The following is a 17,583-nucleotide window of genomic DNA, read 5'->3' on the forward strand; positions in this document are numbered from 1 at the left end:
TCGCTGCCGAGGGGACCGAATGGGATACCTGCTCAGCAACTGCACGCCGCGCAATCCGCAACGTTGCGACGGGCTGGACTGATCCGCGATTACCCGCCACTGTATTGGCCTTCGCGCGTGAGCAATGCGTATTTTCAGGCCTGATGCACATCAGGAGAGGGAGCAGATTTGAATCAGCTAAAACGCCTTGAAAGCGGGATCAAGGGCTTCGACGCAGTGCTCAAAGGAGGCCTTGTTGCGGGCGCGTCATACATCATTCAAGGACGGCCGGGGTCGGGCAAGACGATTCTCGCCAACCAAGTGGGGTTCAACCACGTCCGGCAAAACGGCCGCGTGCTGTTCGCAACATTGCTCGCCGAACCCCACGACCGGCTGTTTCATTTCCTCTCGACCCTGAGCTTCTTTGATCGCGGTGCGGTAGGCCAGAGTATCCAGTTCGTCAGCGCGTTCGACACACTCGAAAACGACGGGCTGCACGAAGTGGTCAAGTTGCTGCGCCGCGAGATCAGCCGCCAGCATTCCAGCCTGCTGATACTGGACGGGCTGCTCAACGCGCGCTCCAAGGCAGAAACGCCGCTGGACACCAAGCAGTTCATCTCCGAGCTGCAGGGGCATGCCGCATTCGCCGGTTGCACGGTGCTGTTCCTCACCAGTTCGCAACTCGACGATGGCAGTCCCGAGCACACGATGGTCGACGGCGTGATCGAGATGGGCGAAGACATGGTCGGCTCGCGCACGGTGCGGCGCATCAAGATGCGCAAGACCCGAGGCAGTGGCGCGATCCCTGGCGCCCATGAATTCGAGATCAACGAGCAGGGCATTTCCATTTACCCGCGCCTGGAATGCATGCTCACCCGCACCGGCGCCATGCCCGAACATCCCCATTCCCTACTGAGCAGCGGCATCGACGGGCTGGACGCCCACATCGGTGGCGGTCTGGTCCGCTCTTCGGTGACCCTGATCATGGGCCCTTCTGGCGCGGGAAAGACGTCCCTGGGCATTCAGTTTCTGGGCGGCTGCTCGGCACAGGAGCCCGGGCTGTACTTCGGCTTTCACGAGTCGCCGCAGCGGGCCATGAGCAAAGCGCGTTCTCTCGGAAAGGACTTCGCCGGGCTGGAAGCGTCGGGGGCGCTGCACATCGTCTGGACGCCGGCCTCGGCGGGTCTGATTGATCGGGTCTGTTACGACTTGCTCGACCGGGTAGAGCGACTGCAGATCAAGCGTGTGTTCATCGACAGCCTGAATGCCCTGAGCCGCACGGCCGCCGATCAGAGTAGGGTGCTGGACGTTCTGGACACCTTGCTCAGCGAACTTCGCGGCCGGGGCGTTACGGTGATGGCGGCATGGGAAGCCCATCGGTTGTTCGACGAGCGTGCAAACCTCCCGACACCGGATGTCTCCGGCGTGGTGGATAACCTGCTGCTCGTCCAATTCGTGCAGCATCGGACTGAACTTCAGCGGCAGGTTTCTATTCTGAAGATCAGAGACAATGCCTACGATCCCTCGCCACTTGAAGTCGTGATGAGCAACGCTGGAATCACCATGAAGAAGGTGTGAGATATGCGATTCGCAACGTGGGGGTGGCCAGAGCCGTTGAGTTGCCTGACCAGGCGCCAGACCCTCGCGACGTCGTGGGATGTGACCCTCTGATGCCGACCATTCTGATCATCGACGACGAATACCTGATTGCCGACATCCTCAGCTTTGCGCTGGAGGACGAAGGCTTTCATACGGTCGTCGCCGGCAGCGGAAGCAAAGCGCTGGCCATTCTTGACCGCGAGCGCCCCGACCTGATCATCACCGATTTCATGATGCCGGGCATGACCGGTCTGGAACTTGCCCAGACGATCAAGTCCCGTCAGGTGCATATGGCGACGCCGATCATGCTCATGAGTGGCGCGCAGGCCTATATGGGGACCGAGCGGCCGGATTTGTTTGATGAGGTGATTGAAAAGCCCTTCGACATCGATCAGGTCATCGGCAAGATCCACGCTCTGTTTCAAGCCCGCCTGTAAGCCCGTTCATAAGTTGGCCTCGCTCGATCGTTATTACCGTTGAACGAATCGGATCAGGGCAGGGTCGATACTGATAACGCTTACAAGATGGGCAGCGCAATGAATACCTGGTACAGCAAATCGTTGGGTGAAGGCACCGTTGTCTACCGCCGCCTGCGCGTGTTAAACGAACTTCGCCATCAGATTTGTCCCGATGCGTCGTGCCCTTATTCGCTTTACATGGACGCCCTGACCGCGGAAACCATCGTTTTGTTTGAGCACGACCAGATGGTGCTGGCCACTGCCTTTGGTGCACTTCCTTGTGGGCAGCCTCACATCAACGGGGTCCGCCTGATCAACCTTGAATACAGCCCGCTGCCTGTCACGCTGCAAAGTGCACAAATCTTCAGCACCCCACGTTCCCACACACAACCCTCGGTTCTACGCTGATTATCGTGCGTAATGACCATGCCCTTGAATGTTCAAACTGATCATCAATGTGAGCAGGTTCCAGTGTGAACAGCTCGGTTGATTGTCGGTGTTGCCCGCAGGAGAATCATAATGGCCGTGGCCGTCGTCAGACTGGAAGGTGAAGACATCCCACTTGAACACCGGCAGTCCGGTGCAACTGCGGTCTTCCGCGTCAAGGATGAGGAGGGCGCCGAACTGTACTTTGAAGATGAAGTTGAAGCGGCCAAGTCGGCCGTCGAGCTAAGCAATGCCGAGCAGTCCTGAGTCGTTAGTGGCTCTGGTTATATGCACTCAATGATCGTCCAGCAGGCTCAGTATTGCATCGGTAAACTCTGCCGGTGCTTCTTGCGGCACATTGTGGCCCACGCCCTCTATCACCTGCCGCCGCACTTGCCCTGCAAATCCCCGCACCGCCGCAACGCCCTCACGTTTTGAAGACACGCCATCGTCTGCCCCAGCCAGGATCACCGCCGGAACGCTGATCGGTGGCGTTTGCGCGAGCTTCTCCTGAATAAAGGCATAGGCGGGATCGCCCGGAACCAATCCGTAACGATGACGGTAGGAATGCGCCACGACCTCGACAAAGTCCGGGTTTTCAAACGACTGAGCGGTGTCAGTGAACGTGGATTCGGAGAATCCCCATGTCGGTGACCAGAGCGTCCACAGCAAACGGCAGAACTCCGTTCGATTGGCCGCAAGGCCTGCCCGTCCGCGCTCGCCGTGAAGGTAATACTGGTACCACAGGCGCCGTTCCGTTTCGGGGGAGGCGGGCGTGTTGGCAGTGGCGATGTCCTGAATGTTGTAGCCGGGGTCGCAACTGACCAGTCCCGTTACCCGTTCCGGCCACAGCGCAGCGACCACACATGCGGCGCGTCCGCCCCAGTCGTAACCGGCGAGAATGGCGTGAGGAATGTTCAGCGCGTCCATAAGTGCCAGGAGGTCGGCGCCCAGTGCCGCCTGCTCGCCCGAGCGCGGTGTGGCGGCATCGACAAATCGGGTGGGACCGTATCCCCTCAGATAAGGCACGATGCAGCGGCAGCCAGCCTGAACCAGTCGCGCCGACACCTCGTCATAGGCGTGGATGTCATAGGGAAATCCGTGGAGCACTATCACGACAGGCCCGTCGCTGGGTCCCACGTCGCGGTATGAAACATTCAGCACGCCGGCAACGATATTCTTCACGGGATGGCTCCGACAGAAAGGTAGTAGCGAAGCCCTGAGGACATGCCGGGCTGAAATAAGGGGGGATCTAGCTGATGAGCGTGTGCGACGGCGAAGCGCAAATCAATACGGGAGCAGCGTTTGAATCACCGATGCAGCGCCGCGGGCGCATGCATCGGGAGATCGGCAATGGGGCAGTGGTCAGTGAGCCAGCCCCGTAGCCAGGCCGATCAGGAAACCCAGGATTCGACCGTGTCGGAACCGTGTTCGGCTTTCCATTCTTTCAAGGTTTTGTGGTTGCCACCTTTGGTTTCAACGACTTCACCGGTGTGCGGGTTTTTATACACTTTAACGGCGCGGGCTTTGCGAGTGGTTTTCTCGGGGGCGCTGGCGTTCTTGCCCTGTTTGGATCCGGTCGGGTGATCCAGAATCGAAATAATATCTTTAAGGCTCTTATTGTATTCGCCGAGCAGCGTACGCAATTTGCCTTCGAATTCGATTTCCTGTTCCAGGCCTTTATCGCCTTTCATGGCCTCGAGGGCAGCGAGCTGATCGGCAAGGTGACGTTCGAGTTGGCGGTATTCAGCAAGTTTAGACATTGGAACTCCATGTTTCGGTTTGTTGATACTGACGTGCGGCGTTAGCACTGGCGAACATTGGAGCGCACGGTGATTACTGGTGTAACCGTGGACACTGTAGTGCGAGTGGGTGCATGGATGCCAGTACTAACAGCAAACTTTTCTGCCTTGACTGCAAGGTTGCCAGTTCACGCGCTGTGGTGCGCTTTAAAACATGCACGCCTGTCAGCTGTTGCCGAGCGCTGCAGGCTGCAACGCTGTGTTCAAAGCGGGTTTCAATGCCAGGCCGCCAAACGACGTGGTCGGGTCTACATAACGCAGCGCTGATTTAATGTCTTTCCAGCCGACGTAATTCATCAGGCTTTTAATATCCCAGCCGTTGCCTGACGCCCACGTTGCAAATCCCCGGCGCATCGAGTGACTGCTGTAGAGGTCGTCGGGCAGCCCGGCGTCTTTAAAGATGCGCCGCAACATCGGCACCAGGCTGTGGGCGTTGATGGCGTCCATGGACAGGTTGCCCCAGCGGTCGATCCGGCGGAACACCGGCCCCTGGGTCAGCCCGGCCACGGTGATCCAGTTGATGTACGCATTGACCGGGCAGAGGGTCTTCAGCGCCGGGGTGCGAAAGGTGCTGCCCTCATGCTGGCGGTCGCCTTTTGTGTACGGCAGATAAAAGCTGATGCCTTCGCCGGCCTGGGCCTGGGTGTTGCCAATGTCCAGCCGGGCCAGTTCGTCGCCGCGAAACCCTCGCCAGAAGCCGATCAGCACCAGCGCGATGGAGCGACGATGACGCATCAGTGTCTTGTGGTCGCCCCGTGCCCAGGCGGCGTTCGCCTCATTCTCCAGCCAAGCCACCGCTTGCTCGAGGTGACGCAACAGCAACGGCGCCGCCTGTTTGGCCTGCGCCGGGTGGACGACGCGAATGCCCTTGAGCAGTTGCCGCACGGTGGGTGTTTTGGTCGGGTCCGGAAACCCCTGGGTGACGTGCCACTGGGCCAGCGCCGCCAGCCGCTGCTTCAGCGTACTGATGGCGTGTTTGTCAGCGTACTCGGCGAGGTAGCGGACGATGCCGTCGCCTGTGGTGGGCAGGTAACCGCCCCAGACCACTTCGAAATGCTCGATCGCGGCGCGATAGCTCCGCCGCGTATTGGCGCGGGTGCCTGCTGACAGGTATCGATCTGCCTTTTCCATACATCCCTCGGCGGCGTGACACGGGCGCTTTGCTGGTGGTGATCGCCTTTCACCCGTCTGAAAAGCGATAAAGCACTATTATCGGCTGCTGGCAGCAATATTTCCACACAAGGTTTTAGCTGCTAATGTAGCCTGTAATAACGTGTTACGTAACACGGTACGAAATAGTAGGAGCGGACATGGCACGCGGAGGCATTAACAAGGCGGTGGTAGAGCGCGCACGACAGGCGTTGCTGAGCAAGGGCGCCTACCCCAGCATCGACGCGGTACGGGTGGAACTGGGTAACACCGGGTCGAAAACCACCATTGCGCGGTACTTGAAGGAACTGGACGCCCAGGCGCCGGCCGAGGTGTCGTCGCGGGAGCGTATGAGTGAGGAGCTGAAGGCGCTGGTTGAAAGCCTGCTTGATCGGCTGACGGAGGAGGGTGCGCAGGTCGTTGCCCAGGCGCAGGCGGCGTTCGATCAACAACGATCAGCATGGGAAACCCGGCTGGAAGCCCTTGAGCTGGAGCTGAAGTCAGCCCGGCACCAGTGCGAATCGCAACACGCCGCGCTGACCGAACAGGGCGCCCAGTTGCACACCACCCATTCCTCCTGGCAGTCGGAACTGACGCGCAATGCCGGTCTGAGCCAGCAGTGCCAGGACCTTGAAAGGCGCGTGCAGGACAAGGACGTGCAAATTCAGTCCCTCGAAGAAAAGCATGTGCACGCCCGCGCCGCGCTGGAGCATTACCGCGAGGCTATCAAGGAGCAGCGCGAGCAGGATCAGCGTCGCCATGAAGCCCAGCTTCAGCAGATCCAGCTGGAGCAGCGAAAGCTTCAGGAGACGCTGGTGGTCAAGCAGGATGAATCCACGCGCCTGAACCGCGACAACGAGCGTTTGCTCGGCGAGATGCGTCAACAGGCCCGGGCGTTGTCCGATCAGCAAGACCAGGCGCAGCGCCTCGCCACAGAACTTCTCAGCGCGCAGATGGCCACCGCCAAAGCCGACGGCGCCCGTGAGCAGCTTCAAGAGCAACTGGTGGCTATAAAAGCGGACAGTAAATCCCTGGCGAAAGCGGTGTCACAGGCCAACGAGCAACTGGCGCAGGCCAATCAGCGTGTGGCCGTGTTGAGCGAAGACAACGACAGCCTGCGCGCTGAGGTCCAGCTCATTATTGCCACGGCGCCGCCGATACAGACCTAAGCGACCCACCGGTCTTCAGCTTGCGGAAAGCCATGTCAAACCAGCCCATCCCCAATGTCATCAAACCCGCCAGCCCCTCGACCGTCGCCCTTGCGCGGGGTTCGTTGTTCAAGTTCGTGTTCCTGCTGGCAGGCGTCTTTCTGCTGGCCGCCTATCTGCTGGCCTTCCTCGCCCATGACCTCGATCACAACGAGGAGATCGAAAGCGCGTTCTACACCGAGAAGGCAATGCGCTCTCTTCAAAAATCGCTGTCCGTCACGGTCAGGGACTACGCCTACTGGGGCGATGCCTACCGCTACCTGCATTTGCAGGTGGATACGGAATGGGCGTTCGTCCGCCAGAACATCGGACCTACGCTGTACAGCGATTTCGGGTTCAAGGGTTTGTTCGTCATCAATGACGCCGGTCGTACGGTGTATGCGGTGATCGCAGGACAGCTGCAAAAGGTCGATGCCGATCCGTGGCTGGGACAGGCCAAGGACCGGCTGCTGGTCAAGGCCAGGGAAGGGGCCGAGACAGGCACGCCGGTCACCGCCTTCGTCGACCTGAACGGCACACCCGCGCTGGTTGCCGCAGCCGCTATCACCCCTGGCACCGACCCGGGTGTGACCGCCGATGGCCGGGCGCCTTCGGTGCTGATCTTCGTCGACGTGCTGGACGACGCCAAGCTGGCCGTTCTGGGCAAGGAATACGGCGTAGACGGCCTGCACATTGCAAGGCCCGACGAGCTTAACCAAGTCTCGATCTTTCCATTGGGCGAAGGCGGTACTGCCGGCGCCCTGCACTGGACGCCCCCCAAGCCAGGCCTGCGCCTGCTGACCCTCGGCCTGCCGCTGATCGGTCTGGCCGCCGCGCTGGTGTGCCTGATGACCTGGGCTATCCTGCGTCGCGCCACCGCCGCCGCGCGCTCCCTGGATGACAGCTACGCGTCCCTGCAAAAAAGTGAAAGCGCGTTGGCCACCAGTGAAGCGCGCTTTCGTGACGTGGTGGAGGCCAGCTCGGACTGGGTCTGGGAAATCGACAGCGCAGGGCGGTTCACTTACCTTTCGGACCGCTTTGAAATCGTGACCGGACTGAACCGCGCCCAGTGGGTCGGCGCCTCGATGGACGATCTGCTGCAAACCGAGCTCGGCCAGGTGTCGCAGTGGCTGGCGATCCCCAACCGTCGCCCCGACATCACCATTCAGTGCCGCTACCTGGAGACCTGCGGGCGCGAGCGCATCAGCCGCTTGTCAGCGCGGTCGATGGCGGTCGGCGGATTCCGCGGTACGGCCACCGATGTCACCGAAGAAGTGGAAGCCCGTCGGCGCATTGAGTTTCTCTCCCAGCATGACGCCCTGACCGGGCTGCCCAATCGGGTCCGCTTGCAGGAGTTTCTGGACGGCAAGCTGAAAGCGTTGCCGACCCTCGATCAGCCACTGGTGATGCTGAGCATTGACCTGGACCGCTTCAAACCGGTCAATGACCTGCTCGGCCACGCCGCCGGCGACCGCGTGCTCAACGACGTGTCCAGTCGGCTGTCCGATTGCGTGCGCCACGGCGATCTGGTCGCGCGGGTGGGCGGCGACGAATTCGTGCTGATCCTCAGCGACCCCCAGACCCAGGACGAAGTCGAGGCGTTGTGCCGACGGCTGATCGAGTCGATCGAACGCCCGGTGCAGATCGACGACCAGGAAATATTCGTCAGCGCCAGCATCGGCGTCGCCATGGCGCCCACCGATGCGCGCGAGGCCGCCGAGCTGCTGCGGTACGCCGACATCGCACTGTACGAGGCCAAGGCCAGCGGTCGAGGCACCTGGCGGTTTTACGCAGGCGACATGAACGCGAAGATCATCGAGCGCCGTCGGCTGGAGAGTGACCTGCGCTATGCCATCAAACACGATGAACTGCGCCTGCATTTCCAGCCGCGCTTCCGTATTTCCGACGGCGAAATGGTCGGCGCCGAAGCGCTGGTGCGTTGGCAGCATCCCCAGCGCGGCCTGATTCCCCCGGACACCTTCATCCCCATCGCCGAGGAAAGCGGGCTGATCATCCCCCTCGGCGACTGGGTCATGGCCCAGGCCTGCAGTGAAGCCGCGGGCTGGCCGAAGCACCTGTTCATTTCCATCAACCTGTCGCCGGCCGAATTCAAGCGCGGCAACCTGCCGGCGCGCATTCAGGCTGCCCTAAAGGCCACCGGGATCGAGCCGTCGCGGGTCGAACTGGAGATCACCGAAGGGGTGATGATCGATGACGCCGTAGGCGCGCTCGATGTCATGCAGACGCTCAAGCAGCTGGGGGTGCGCATCGCCATGGACGACTTCGGCACCGGGTATTCGTCGTTGAGTTACTTGCGCACCTTCCCCTTCGACGGGCTGAAGATCGACCGCAGCTTCCTGACCCGCCTCAGCGAAAGCGAGGGCGATCGCTCCATCGTGCAGGCCATCGTCGGGCTGGGCTGGGCGCTGTCACTCACGGTTACGGCCGAGGGCATCGAAACCGCCGAGGATCTGCAATTGCTCAAGTCAGTGCAGTGCGAGGAGGGGCAGGGCTATTTCCTCAGTTTCCCGCTGACCACCTCGGACTTTCACGCGCTGCTGGCGGCGAGAAATACGGCGGCGCTGGGCACAAACGTATAAAGTGCGCGCGCTGTCCCGGCAGCGCCTTCCATCCATCACACCCGTTGCCGCATCTGGCCACTGTTTAGTTCTGGAGTGTTCATGACTCACCCGCGCGCTGTTTTCACCGAAGGCTCGGTGGCCCGGCACGTGCTGGTGATGTCGAGCACCAGCGCCTTGAGCCTGCTCGCGGTGTTCCTGGTGGACATCTTCACGCTGCTCTACGTCTCGATGCTTCACGACCCGTTGCTGCTCGCCGCGACGGGGGTGGCGAAGGTGTTGATCTTCCTCAACAGTGCCGTGTCCAGCGGGCTGATCATTGCCGCCGCAACGGTGCTGTCGGAGCGGATCGGCCATCGCGCCGCGAAGGCGTCATCGCGTCTGGTCACCCACTTGATGGTGATGGTGGTGATCGCGTCGGGCGCAGCGGCGGCGTTGCAACTGGCGCTGCTAGTACCGCTCACCCATTGGCTCGGCGCGGACGCCAGCACCTACGAAGCCGCGCGAATTTTCATCTGGCTGACCCTGCCGTTCAGCGTGTTGCAGTCGGCCATGCAGATGTCGGCGCAAATCCTGCGAACCGCCGGCGACAGCCGCCGCGCCCTGTGGGTCGTATTGTCAGGTGCGGCGACCCTGGCGCTGGCTGACCCCTTGTTCATTTTCGGCTTTGGCCTCGGGCTCGAAGGCGCGGGGATTTCCTATGCGCTGTCGGCGCTGGTGTCCCTGGGCCTGGGCATTTACTGGCTGCGGGCGCGGCTGGGGATGCCGTTTACCCTCCGCTGGCGCCTGCTGCGCCTGCACACGCGCAAGGTCATGCAGGTCGGCTTGCCCGCCATGGTCGGCAACCTGGCGACGCCCGTGGGCCTCACCTATCTGGTCTCGTCGATCGGCGCCTATGGCACGTCGGCGCTGGCGGCCATGGCGGTGATGGACCGCGTGATGCAGTTTGCCTACTGCGTGTTCTTCTCCCTGCCCAGCGCGCTGGCGCCGGTGCTGGGGCAGAACATCGGCGCCCATCGCGATGCTCGCGTCGCCTCAGCCATCGTGTTCAGCCGCAGGCTGGTGATCGTCTATGGCCTGCTGGTCTGGGCCGTGCTGCTGCTGGTGGCCACTCCGCTGGCTGACACCTACGAACTGGAAGGCGCCGGGCGGGCGATCTTTTTAGCGTTCTGCCACATCGGCGGCGGGCTGTGGGCGCTGATCGGGCTGGATTTCGTCGCCATCGCGATGTTTGTGACCCTGGGCCGGCCGTGGCTGGTGGCGCTGTTCGCCTGGCTGCGGGCAACGCTGGGGACCGTGCCGTTCGTGCTGGGGGGGATTCACCTGTTCGGTGCGGCCGGTGCGTTCCCGGCCATGCTCACCGGTAACGCATTGATTGCCGTGACTTCGATTACAATCGCGTCCCTGACGGCCAGGCGGTTTTTTCAGCGCCGGAGCGCCGCGCAGGCCGTGGCGTGAGCAGGCAGTTGCCGTGCTCGGTTGGGCTTTATTTGAATCTGCGAGACAAGGGCTTATGACAGACGACGAATCAGGGAATGACTCGCCCGAGATGGCCTCGCCGAAGCGGCGGCGTGCACCCAAGGGTGAAATGCGTCGCGCGGCCTTGCTCGATGCGGCGACGCTGATCTTCGCCCGCAATGGTTATTCCAGTGCGTCGATGAAAGATGTCGCGCAGCTCGCCGGCATCACCACCGTCGGCCTGCTGCATCATTTTCCGAACAAGGAGGCGCTGCTCAATGCGCTGCTGGAGCGGCGAGATCAGCGAGTGGTGTCGCGGTTCAGTGAACTGACCATGGAGATGACGCTGGAGGGGTTCATCAAATTCGTGCGGATGAGCATGGGTTTCAGCGTCCAGGCCGCTGCCGAGTGTCAGGCGGCGATGGTGCTCAATACGGAAAGCCTGTCAGAGGCGCATCCGGCCTTCGACTGGTACAAGACGCGCTTTCACATCACCCACGAGCATGCGCGCGGGCATCTGCAGGCGTTGATCGAGGCGGGGGAGGTGCGCCCGGACATCGACGTGAAGGCACTCGCTCAGGAGATCTTCTCGGTCATGGACGGTGTGCAGATCCAGTGGCTCAGGGCCCCGGAAGATGTCGACGTGATGGCGGTGTTCGAGGGCTACCTGCGCCGTTTGAAAGCCGACCTTCAAGCTCGTCCCTGAGCTTGAAGTGGCCGTTTTAGCCAAGATTTAAGACGCGATCAGAAATCCGACCGGCTTACCCACTCAGTAGGTTTGCGAAGCGCTGACCTGCACTGCCTTGCGCAGTGGCAGCGGCAGCGGGTTGCTGTCGCGGGTGGTCAGGTGTTCCGGGAACAGCGTGATCAAGGTGCGATCCAGCGGCAGGTCTTCGGAATCAGGCCCTACGAGGATCTTGAACTTGCCGGCGTCCACATCCCAGCTGTCGGTCTTCTCGACGTAGTGCGCCAGGGAGCGCGAATCGATCGGGATGCTCACGGTCTTGCTTTCACCCGGTTGCAGGTAAACCTTGGTGAAGCCCTTCAGCTCTTTCTCGGGACGGTCGACCGCCGGGTTGTTCGGGTGAACGTACAGCTGCGCCACTTCGAAGCCCGCTTTGTCACCGGTGTTGGTCACTTTGAAGGTGACATCGACCGTGCTGCCCGGCGCCATGACGTTGGTCGACAGCTTCAGGTCGCTGTAACTAAACGTGGTGTAGGACAGGCCGTAACCGAACGGATACAGCGGCTTGGCGTGCTTCTTGTCATAACCGCGATAACCCATGTACAGGCCTTCGCTGTAGGTCATTTCGGTCAGCGCGTTGTCGCCACGGTAGGCAGCCGGATCCGGGTACGACGCGTAGCTCGGGTTGTCCTCGATCTTCTTGTCGATGGTGATCGGCAGCTTGCCCGACGGGTTGACCTTGCCGAACAGAATCTCGGCCAGGGCCTGGCCGCCTTGCTGACCCGGGAACCAGGCTTGCAGCGATGCGCCGACCTTGCTCGCCCACGGCTGCATGTCCGCCGAACCGCCGCCGTGCATGACCACGATGGTGTTGGGGTTGGCCTTGGTGACGAAGCTGATCAACTCTGCTTGCTGATCAGGCAGTTCGAAACCGTGGTCGGAGCCTTCGCCTTCGTGCTCGTAGTTGGAGCCTGTCGCGATTACGACCGCGTCGTACTTGGACAGGTCCTTCGGCGGACGCAGCGCGGCCCAGCTCATCTGCACGCCGGTCACGCCACCCAGCGCAGGGATGAAGTTGCCCTGAATGCGTTGGTACTCAAGCTTCACCGAGTACGACTTGCCGGCCACCAGCGCGGCGGTTTTGCCTGACGTTGTCAGCGCGTTGACCACGTCGCCGGAGTACGGCGCGCCGTCGCTCTGCAGGACCAGCTCGTCGTTGACCCACAATTTGTACGGGCCGTCCGCACGCACCTTGAACACCTGGGCGCCGGAAACGCTCGGCTTGATGGTGGCGGTGTAGCGTGCCGAGAATGCGCCTGGGGTCGGGCTGAAACCGGACACCGCGGTGGTGCCGGCGTTGGTTTCGTTGGTGCCGGTGGTCCAGTTGAGGTTCACGCCAGGTTCGACGCGGGTCACGGCCGGGCTGCCGGAGAAGCTGGTGTTGGCGAAGTATTCCGCCTTCACGCCGGCATTGTTGACGTTATTGCTGCCCACCGCGGGCTGAAACCAGGCCGAGGCTTTGGGGTTCAGGCTCAGCTCGGGCAGGTAGGTGACGTTGGCGCTGCTGGATGCCAGTTGCTGCAGGCCGCTCAGCTCGGTGACGTAGCTGTTGGGCGGCGAGTTCGCGGTGCCGAACGGCGAGGCCGGCGCCTGATAGGCCCAGTCACCGATGACCGCGATCTTCGCGTCTCGGGCCAGCGGCAGCAGCGGTTTGCCCGCTGCGGTGTTCTCGTTGCGCAGGAGCACGATCGACTCACGCGCCGTGTTCAGCGAAGCGCGCTGGCCGTACTCGGGGTGGTCCAGGGTCTTGGCGGTGTTGAGGTTTTCCTGGAAGTCATAGCTGACGATGGCGCGCAGGTTGCGTTTGACCTTGTCGTCGATGACGTTCTGGCTCAGCTGGCCGCTCCAGACATAGGGCATCAGGTTGGCTTCAGTGAATTGCAGGCCCGACGGCATGTCGATGTCGGTGCCGGCCCACGCGCCTTTGAACGCGTCATGGATCGCGTTGAAGTCACTGATCACGGTGCCCTGATAGCCCCATTCACCCTTGAGCACTTCAGTAATCAGGTGATGGTTTTCGCAGGCGTAATCGCCATTGATCTTGTTGAAGCCGCACATGATCGAGGCGACGTTGGCGTTCTTCACCATCGACTCAAAGCCCGGCAGATACAGCTCACGCAGGGTGCGCTCGTCCACCACGACATTCAGCGCCTGACGGTTGGCTTCCTGTTCGTTGGCCAGGTAGTGCTTGCCGCTCGCCTGAATGCCCTGTGCCTGAACGCCGTTGACCACGGCCGGCGCCAGTACGGCGCCGATGAACGGGTCTTCGCCGCTGGCGTATTCCGCCGAGCGCCCGTTGTACGGCGTGCGGTACAGGTTAACGCCCGGGGAGAGCATTTGCTGACCACCGGAGATCCGCGTCTCGTAGGCGATTGCCAGGCCGAATTCCTTGGCGCGGTTGATGCTCCAGGTCGCCGCGAGAGCGGACTGTGACGGGTACTGCGCGCCGAATGTGGCGTTGTTGACGTGCACGCCCATGGAGGAGTCGTAGGCCACGGTGCCCTTGATGCCCCATTTGAGCAAAGACGGGATCATGTGGCCGTCGTTGACGCGGGTGAAGTTGATCTTCTCGGACTGGCTCATGTTGTCCAGGATCGAACTGACTCGGGCTTCGACGGCGTTGCCGGTGGCCGGCGTGACCTCCGCCAGGGCCAGGTTGGCTTGCAGTACGCCAAGGGACAACAGGCTCAAGGCCAAGGTGTGTTTGAAAGCTGACATCGGGAATGCGCTCACGGGTTGCTGACGGTGGCCGGACGGCGGGGTGCGTGGTTCGGTCATGGCTTCTGCACCAGTACCGGCGCGTCACCGGTGTCGACCGGCGCATCGAGCACGGCGGACGAAGTCTGGGTAGCTGGCACTGCAACCTTGTCAACGCCGGAAAGCTGGTCGCGCTGTTTCTCAACTTGGGCGCGAATTGTTTCTGCAGAAGTTGCGTTTTGAGTGGACGTGGAGTCCGCCGCAACAGCAGCAAAACTGCAGGCGCCGAAAAGCACGACGCTGCACACAGACAGCATGGTTCTATTCATCGATTGTTTCTCGATTGATGGGGTGTGGAAATTAAATGAACGCGCAAACCCGCCCTGTGAGAACAGGGCGAACGTTAAGTCTGCGGAATCTACTGATTAGTTCAGCGTTTGCAAGATTAATTTTTAATTAGACGAGCGGTGATCGAAAAGGCCCGTTCAGGAAGGTTTCCGAAGAGGGTGCAGTGCTGAGCTGAAGACCGATAATCTTGATTCACCGCAACAAAAAGCCCCTTTAAACGAATTAAGGAGATGATTATTGCCAATAACAGAGCAAAACCATAGCTTGACTTGCCGTATCGAAAACCTAATTGCTATTAGGTTTAGGTTGCTGGTAAGCTCTCTCCGCGCTGAGGAATCCTCGACCATTCAGACGACTGCATAGCCGCCTTAGTTGCGGATACATATTCGTCATCTTTGGCGGTTAGTAGCACTTCTGTGTCGCTCATTATGTGAGTGACTGCGCCCAAAGTTTAATGTGAACTGATCAGGAGTCTCTGGAGAAACACTGGCGACCGCTGAACCGTGAGCGATGTAAAAGTGCGCCTCTCTCATGAGTTAATAAGCACGCCAGTGCCGTCGTCCCTTTACACCCGCAACCACCCCTAACGCTAAAAGCCCTGCGTCAGACATTCGGAAAGGGGGCACAAAGGTTTTTGTGGCGCAGGGTGTGGGCGCTAGTATGGTCGGGAACGCTTGCGAACGGGCGGCTCGGACCTCCCGCTTTCGCCCACTTCCCACTCGGGAGCCATCACCGGCCCCAACACGGAAAACCAACAATGATCTTGAGAGTGACTGGGGCGGTGATGGCGATTTTCGCCATTGCCCTGCTGTACATGGGTGCGCAACTGGTGGCCGCCGGCGGCTCGGCGGCGTACTCGATGATCGCCCTCGCGGTACTGGCCTCGGCAGTGCTGCTGATGCTGAAAAAGCAGTCGGCGCTGACGGTGTATGCGCTGCTGATGTGGGCGATTCTGATCTGGATCGTCTACGAGGTCGGCTTCGACAAATGGCAGTGGATTCCGCGCGGCGACCTGTTCGCGCTGCTGGGTTTGTGGCTGGCGCTGCCGTGGGTGGTGCGCCCGCTGTACAAGGCGCAGAACCCGGGCGATACCCGCCGCTTCCATCCGTTTCTGGGCGGCACCGTCGGCGTGATGATGCTGATCGTGCTGGCGATGATTTTCTACGACCCTTACCCGGTGGCCGGCAAGATCGACACCCCGCTGGCGACCCGCAGCACGGGTGAAGCCGGTAATGACTGGGTGGCCTATGGCGGCACCAACAGCGGTCAGCGTTTCTCCAGCCTTGACCAGATCAATGCCGGCAACGTGAAGAAACTGACCGTGGCGTGGGAATACCACACCGGCGATCTGCGCGATGCCGCCAAAGACGCCGGCGAGTACACCTTCGAAGCCACGCCGTTGAAGGTCAACAACCGGGTGTACGTCTGCACGGCGCACAACGAAGTGCACGCGCTGAACCCCGAAACCGGCAAGCCGGACTGGAAGTGGGCGCCGGAGAAAAACCGTTCGTACCTGCAGCAGCATCAGACCTGCCGTGGCGTCAGTTACTACGCGCCGGCCGCAACCGCTGTAGCCACCCCATCGAGCCAGTGCGCCAAGCGCATCATCACGGCCACTGCGGACGCAAAACTGGTGGCCCTGGACGCTGACACCGGCACGCTGTGCAGCGATTTCGGCGACAACGGGGTGATCGATCTCAGCACCAACATGGGCGAGATCCGTCCCCATGCGCTGATGCAGACCGCTGCGCCGCTGATCGCCGGTGATCTGGTCATCGTCGGTGGTTCGGTGATGGACAACGGCTACAACGATGGCAACCCGTCGGGTGTGATCCGCGCCTACAACGCTGTGACCGGCACGCTGGTGTGGAACTTCGACCCGGCCAATCCGGACTTGACCCAGCCCATTGCCGCCGAACAGACCTACCCGCAGGACACACCCGTGGCGTGGGGCACGTTGAGCGCCGACATGAAAAACGGCTTGGTGTTCGTGCCGTTCGGCAATGCCTCGCCAGACGAGCTGGGCATTAACCGCGACCCGAACAGCAACACGGAAAAATTCCGAGACACGCTGGTGGCGCTGGACCTGAACACCGGTGCGTTCAAGTGGAAATTCCAGTCCTCGAACAACGACCTGTGGGACCGCGATAACCCGTCGCAGCCGACCCTGATGGACGTGGGCAAAGAGGGCAGCCAGCAACCGGCGCTGCTGTTGCCAACCAAAGTGGGCAATATTTTCGTGCTCAACCGCCTGACCGGGGAACCGATTGTCCCGGTCGATCAGGTCAATGTGTCGACCCAGGGCGGCGTGCCGGGCGAGCATTTCGCGCCGACCCAGCCGGTGTCGAAGATCAACTTCATCCCGGAACCCCTGAGCGAGAAATCGATGTGGGGCCTGACGCCCTTCGATCAGATGGCCTGCCGCACGACCTACAACACGCTGCGCTACGACGGCAACCCGTGGACGCCGAGCACCGAGCAGGGTTCGTTGATCTTCCCCGGCAACATCGGGGCGTTCAACTGGGGCTCGGTGGCGGTGGATCCGGATCGCCAGATTCTGATCGCCGCACCAGTACGCCTGGCCTACACCTATCACCTGATCAAGCGCACCCCGGAAACCGCCGAGAAGCGGCTGTTCACCCAGGACGGTACGCCGTACTGGAACGAGAACTTCAACGGCGACTACGCGATTCGGATCAAGCAGTTCGCTTCAGCGCTGGGCGTGCCGTGCATTGCGCCGCCGTGGGGCCGCATGGTCGGGGTGGACCTGACCACCGGCAAAACCGCGTGGATGCGCCGCACCGGCACCACCCAGAACCTCAAAACCAGCTTCCTGCCGGGCCGCTTCCCGATCGGCTTCCCGATGGGCATGGTCGCCCACGGCGGTCCGCTGGTGACGGCGGGGGGCGTGGTGTTCCATGGCGCCACGGCGGACAACTTCATCCTCGCGTACGACATCAACACCGGTGACGTGCTCTGGGAGAAGGAGCTGCCGGCGGGCGGTCAGGCGACGCCTTCGACCTACCTGGGCAGCGACGGCAAGCAGTACGTCGTCATCTCCGCCGGCGGGCACGGCTCGCTCGGCACCACGTTGGGCGACAGCGTGATCGCGTTCCGTCTGAATTGATTGATTGACGTGTGGAAAAGGCCGTGACG

At 61.5% G+C, this 17,583-nt stretch carries 14 protein-coding genes; 9 read left to right on the forward strand and 5 right to left on the reverse strand.

Annotated features, from left to right (window positions below):
* Positions 1-168 precede the first annotated feature (168 nt).
* The 4 genes from SLW75_RS03450 (at position 169) to SLW75_RS03465 (ending at position 2,729) form a co-directional block, all read left to right on the forward strand.
* On the forward strand, positions 169-1,557 hold the full coding sequence (locus SLW75_RS03450) for an RAD55 family ATPase (protein WP_410933547.1): 1,389 nt from the start codon (positions 169-171) through the stop codon (positions 1,555-1,557).
* Between the two features lie 92 nt (positions 1,558-1,649).
* Positions 1,650-2,015, forward strand: coding sequence for a response regulator transcription factor (locus SLW75_RS03455; RefSeq protein ID WP_065990774.1), 366 nt, complete (start codon positions 1,650-1,652; stop codon positions 2,013-2,015).
* Between the two features lie 99 nt (positions 2,016-2,114).
* Positions 2,115-2,444, forward strand: a complete 330-nt coding sequence (locus tag SLW75_RS03460) for a hypothetical protein (protein ID WP_296308123.1) — start codon at positions 2,115-2,117, stop codon at positions 2,442-2,444.
* 111 nt (positions 2,445-2,555) lie between these two features.
* Entirely contained in the window at positions 2,556-2,729 is a 174-nt protein-coding gene (locus tag SLW75_RS03465) for a hypothetical protein (RefSeq protein WP_167355811.1), read from the forward strand.
* Between the two features lie 27 nt (positions 2,730-2,756).
* Here SLW75_RS03465 and SLW75_RS03470 read toward each other — a convergent pair whose 3' ends face one another.
* The 3 genes from SLW75_RS03470 to SLW75_RS03480 form a co-directional block, all read right to left on the reverse strand.
* Positions 2,757-3,647 carry an alpha/beta fold hydrolase gene (locus SLW75_RS03470; protein ID WP_410933548.1) on the reverse strand — a complete coding sequence of 297 codons (891 nt, stop codon included), beginning with the start codon at positions 3,645-3,647 and terminating at the stop codon, positions 2,757-2,759.
* A gap of 209 nt (positions 3,648-3,856) precedes the next feature.
* Complete coding sequence (locus tag SLW75_RS03475; protein ID WP_065990779.1) at positions 3,857-4,225, reverse strand: histone-like nucleoid-structuring protein, MvaT/MvaU family; 369 nt, start codon at positions 4,223-4,225, stop codon at positions 3,857-3,859.
* A 204-nt stretch (positions 4,226-4,429) separates the two neighbouring features.
* Entirely contained in the window at positions 4,430-5,395 is a 966-nt protein-coding gene (locus SLW75_RS03480; RefSeq protein WP_410933549.1) for a tyrosine-type recombinase/integrase, read from the reverse strand.
* Positions 5,396-5,574: 179 nt separating this feature from the next.
* On the opposite strand from SLW75_RS03480, the gene SLW75_RS03485 reads away from it, so the two are divergent.
* From SLW75_RS03485 to SLW75_RS03500, 4 genes are all read left to right on the forward strand, one after another.
* The gene (locus SLW75_RS03485) at positions 5,575-6,582 is read left to right on the forward strand and encodes a DNA-binding protein (protein ID WP_410933550.1); all 1,008 of its coding nucleotides are present in this window, start codon (positions 5,575-5,577) and stop codon (positions 6,580-6,582) included.
* A gap of 32 nt (positions 6,583-6,614) precedes the next feature.
* Positions 6,615-9,200: an EAL domain-containing protein gene (locus SLW75_RS03490; protein ID WP_410933551.1), complete on the forward strand. Its 2,586-nt coding sequence runs from the start codon at positions 6,615-6,617 to the stop codon at positions 9,198-9,200.
* Between the two features lie 81 nt (positions 9,201-9,281).
* Positions 9,282-10,637, forward strand: coding sequence for an MATE family efflux transporter (locus SLW75_RS03495; RefSeq protein WP_410933552.1), 1,356 nt, complete (start codon positions 9,282-9,284; stop codon positions 10,635-10,637).
* 55 nt (positions 10,638-10,692) lie between these two features.
* The gene (locus SLW75_RS03500) at positions 10,693-11,343 is read left to right on the forward strand and encodes a TetR/AcrR family transcriptional regulator (RefSeq protein WP_410933553.1); all 651 of its coding nucleotides are present in this window, start codon (positions 10,693-10,695) and stop codon (positions 11,341-11,343) included.
* Between the two features lie 63 nt (positions 11,344-11,406).
* Here SLW75_RS03500 and SLW75_RS03505 read toward each other — a convergent pair whose 3' ends face one another.
* Together SLW75_RS03505 and SLW75_RS03510 are read right to left on the reverse strand one after the other, a co-directional pair.
* The gene (locus SLW75_RS03505; protein WP_410933803.1) at positions 11,407-14,100 is read right to left on the reverse strand and encodes a glycoside hydrolase family 3 protein; all 2,694 of its coding nucleotides are present in this window, start codon (positions 14,098-14,100) and stop codon (positions 11,407-11,409) included.
* Between the two features lie 56 nt (positions 14,101-14,156).
* Positions 14,157-14,408 (reverse strand): hypothetical protein, encoded by a 252-nt coding sequence (locus tag SLW75_RS03510; protein WP_410930128.1) that lies wholly within the window; start codon positions 14,406-14,408, stop codon positions 14,157-14,159.
* 776 nt (positions 14,409-15,184) lie between these two features.
* Between SLW75_RS03510 and SLW75_RS03515 the strand changes: the two genes are divergently transcribed.
* Positions 15,185-17,554 carry a membrane-bound PQQ-dependent dehydrogenase, glucose/quinate/shikimate family gene (locus SLW75_RS03515; protein WP_410933554.1) on the forward strand — a complete coding sequence of 790 codons (2,370 nt, stop codon included), beginning with the start codon at positions 15,185-15,187 and terminating at the stop codon, positions 17,552-17,554.
* Positions 17,555-17,583: the final 29 nt, after the last annotated feature.

Source organism: Pseudomonas sp. W5-01 (assembly GCF_046540435.1).
Lineage (GTDB): Bacteria > Pseudomonadota > Gammaproteobacteria > Pseudomonadales > Pseudomonadaceae > Aquipseudomonas > Aquipseudomonas graminis_B.

Excerpts from the sequence above, each read along its gene's own strand:
- SLW75_RS03515 (WP_410933554.1), top strand. The coding sequence starts at position 15,185 with ATGATCTTGAGAGTGACTGGGGCGGTGATGGCGATTTTCGCCATTGCC.
- SLW75_RS03455 (WP_065990774.1), top strand. The coding sequence starts at position 1,650 with ATGCCGACCATTCTGATCATCGACGACGAATACCTGATTGCCGACATC.
- SLW75_RS03490 (WP_410933551.1), top strand. The coding sequence starts at position 6,615 with ATGTCAAACCAGCCCATCCCCAATGTCATCAAACCCGCCAGCCCCTCG.
- SLW75_RS03500 (WP_410933553.1), top strand. The coding sequence starts at position 10,693 with ATGACAGACGACGAATCAGGGAATGACTCGCCCGAGATGGCCTCGCCG.
- SLW75_RS03495 (WP_410933552.1), top strand. The coding sequence starts at position 9,282 with ATGACTCACCCGCGCGCTGTTTTCACCGAAGGCTCGGTGGCCCGGCAC.
- SLW75_RS03505 (WP_410933803.1), bottom strand. The coding sequence starts at position 14,100 with ATGTCAGCTTTCAAACACACCTTGGCCTTGAGCCTGTTGTCCCTTGGC.
- SLW75_RS03480 (WP_410933549.1), bottom strand. The coding sequence starts at position 5,395 with ATGGAAAAGGCAGATCGATACCTGTCAGCAGGCACCCGCGCCAATACG.
- SLW75_RS03475 (WP_065990779.1), bottom strand. The coding sequence starts at position 4,225 with ATGTCTAAACTTGCTGAATACCGCCAACTCGAACGTCACCTTGCCGAT.
- SLW75_RS03460 (WP_296308123.1), top strand. The coding sequence starts at position 2,115 with ATGAATACCTGGTACAGCAAATCGTTGGGTGAAGGCACCGTTGTCTAC.
- SLW75_RS03465 (WP_167355811.1), top strand. The coding sequence starts at position 2,556 with ATGGCCGTGGCCGTCGTCAGACTGGAAGGTGAAGACATCCCACTTGAA.
- SLW75_RS03485 (WP_410933550.1), top strand. The coding sequence starts at position 5,575 with ATGGCACGCGGAGGCATTAACAAGGCGGTGGTAGAGCGCGCACGACAG.
- SLW75_RS03510 (WP_410930128.1), bottom strand. The coding sequence starts at position 14,408 with ATGAATAGAACCATGCTGTCTGTGTGCAGCGTCGTGCTTTTCGGCGCC.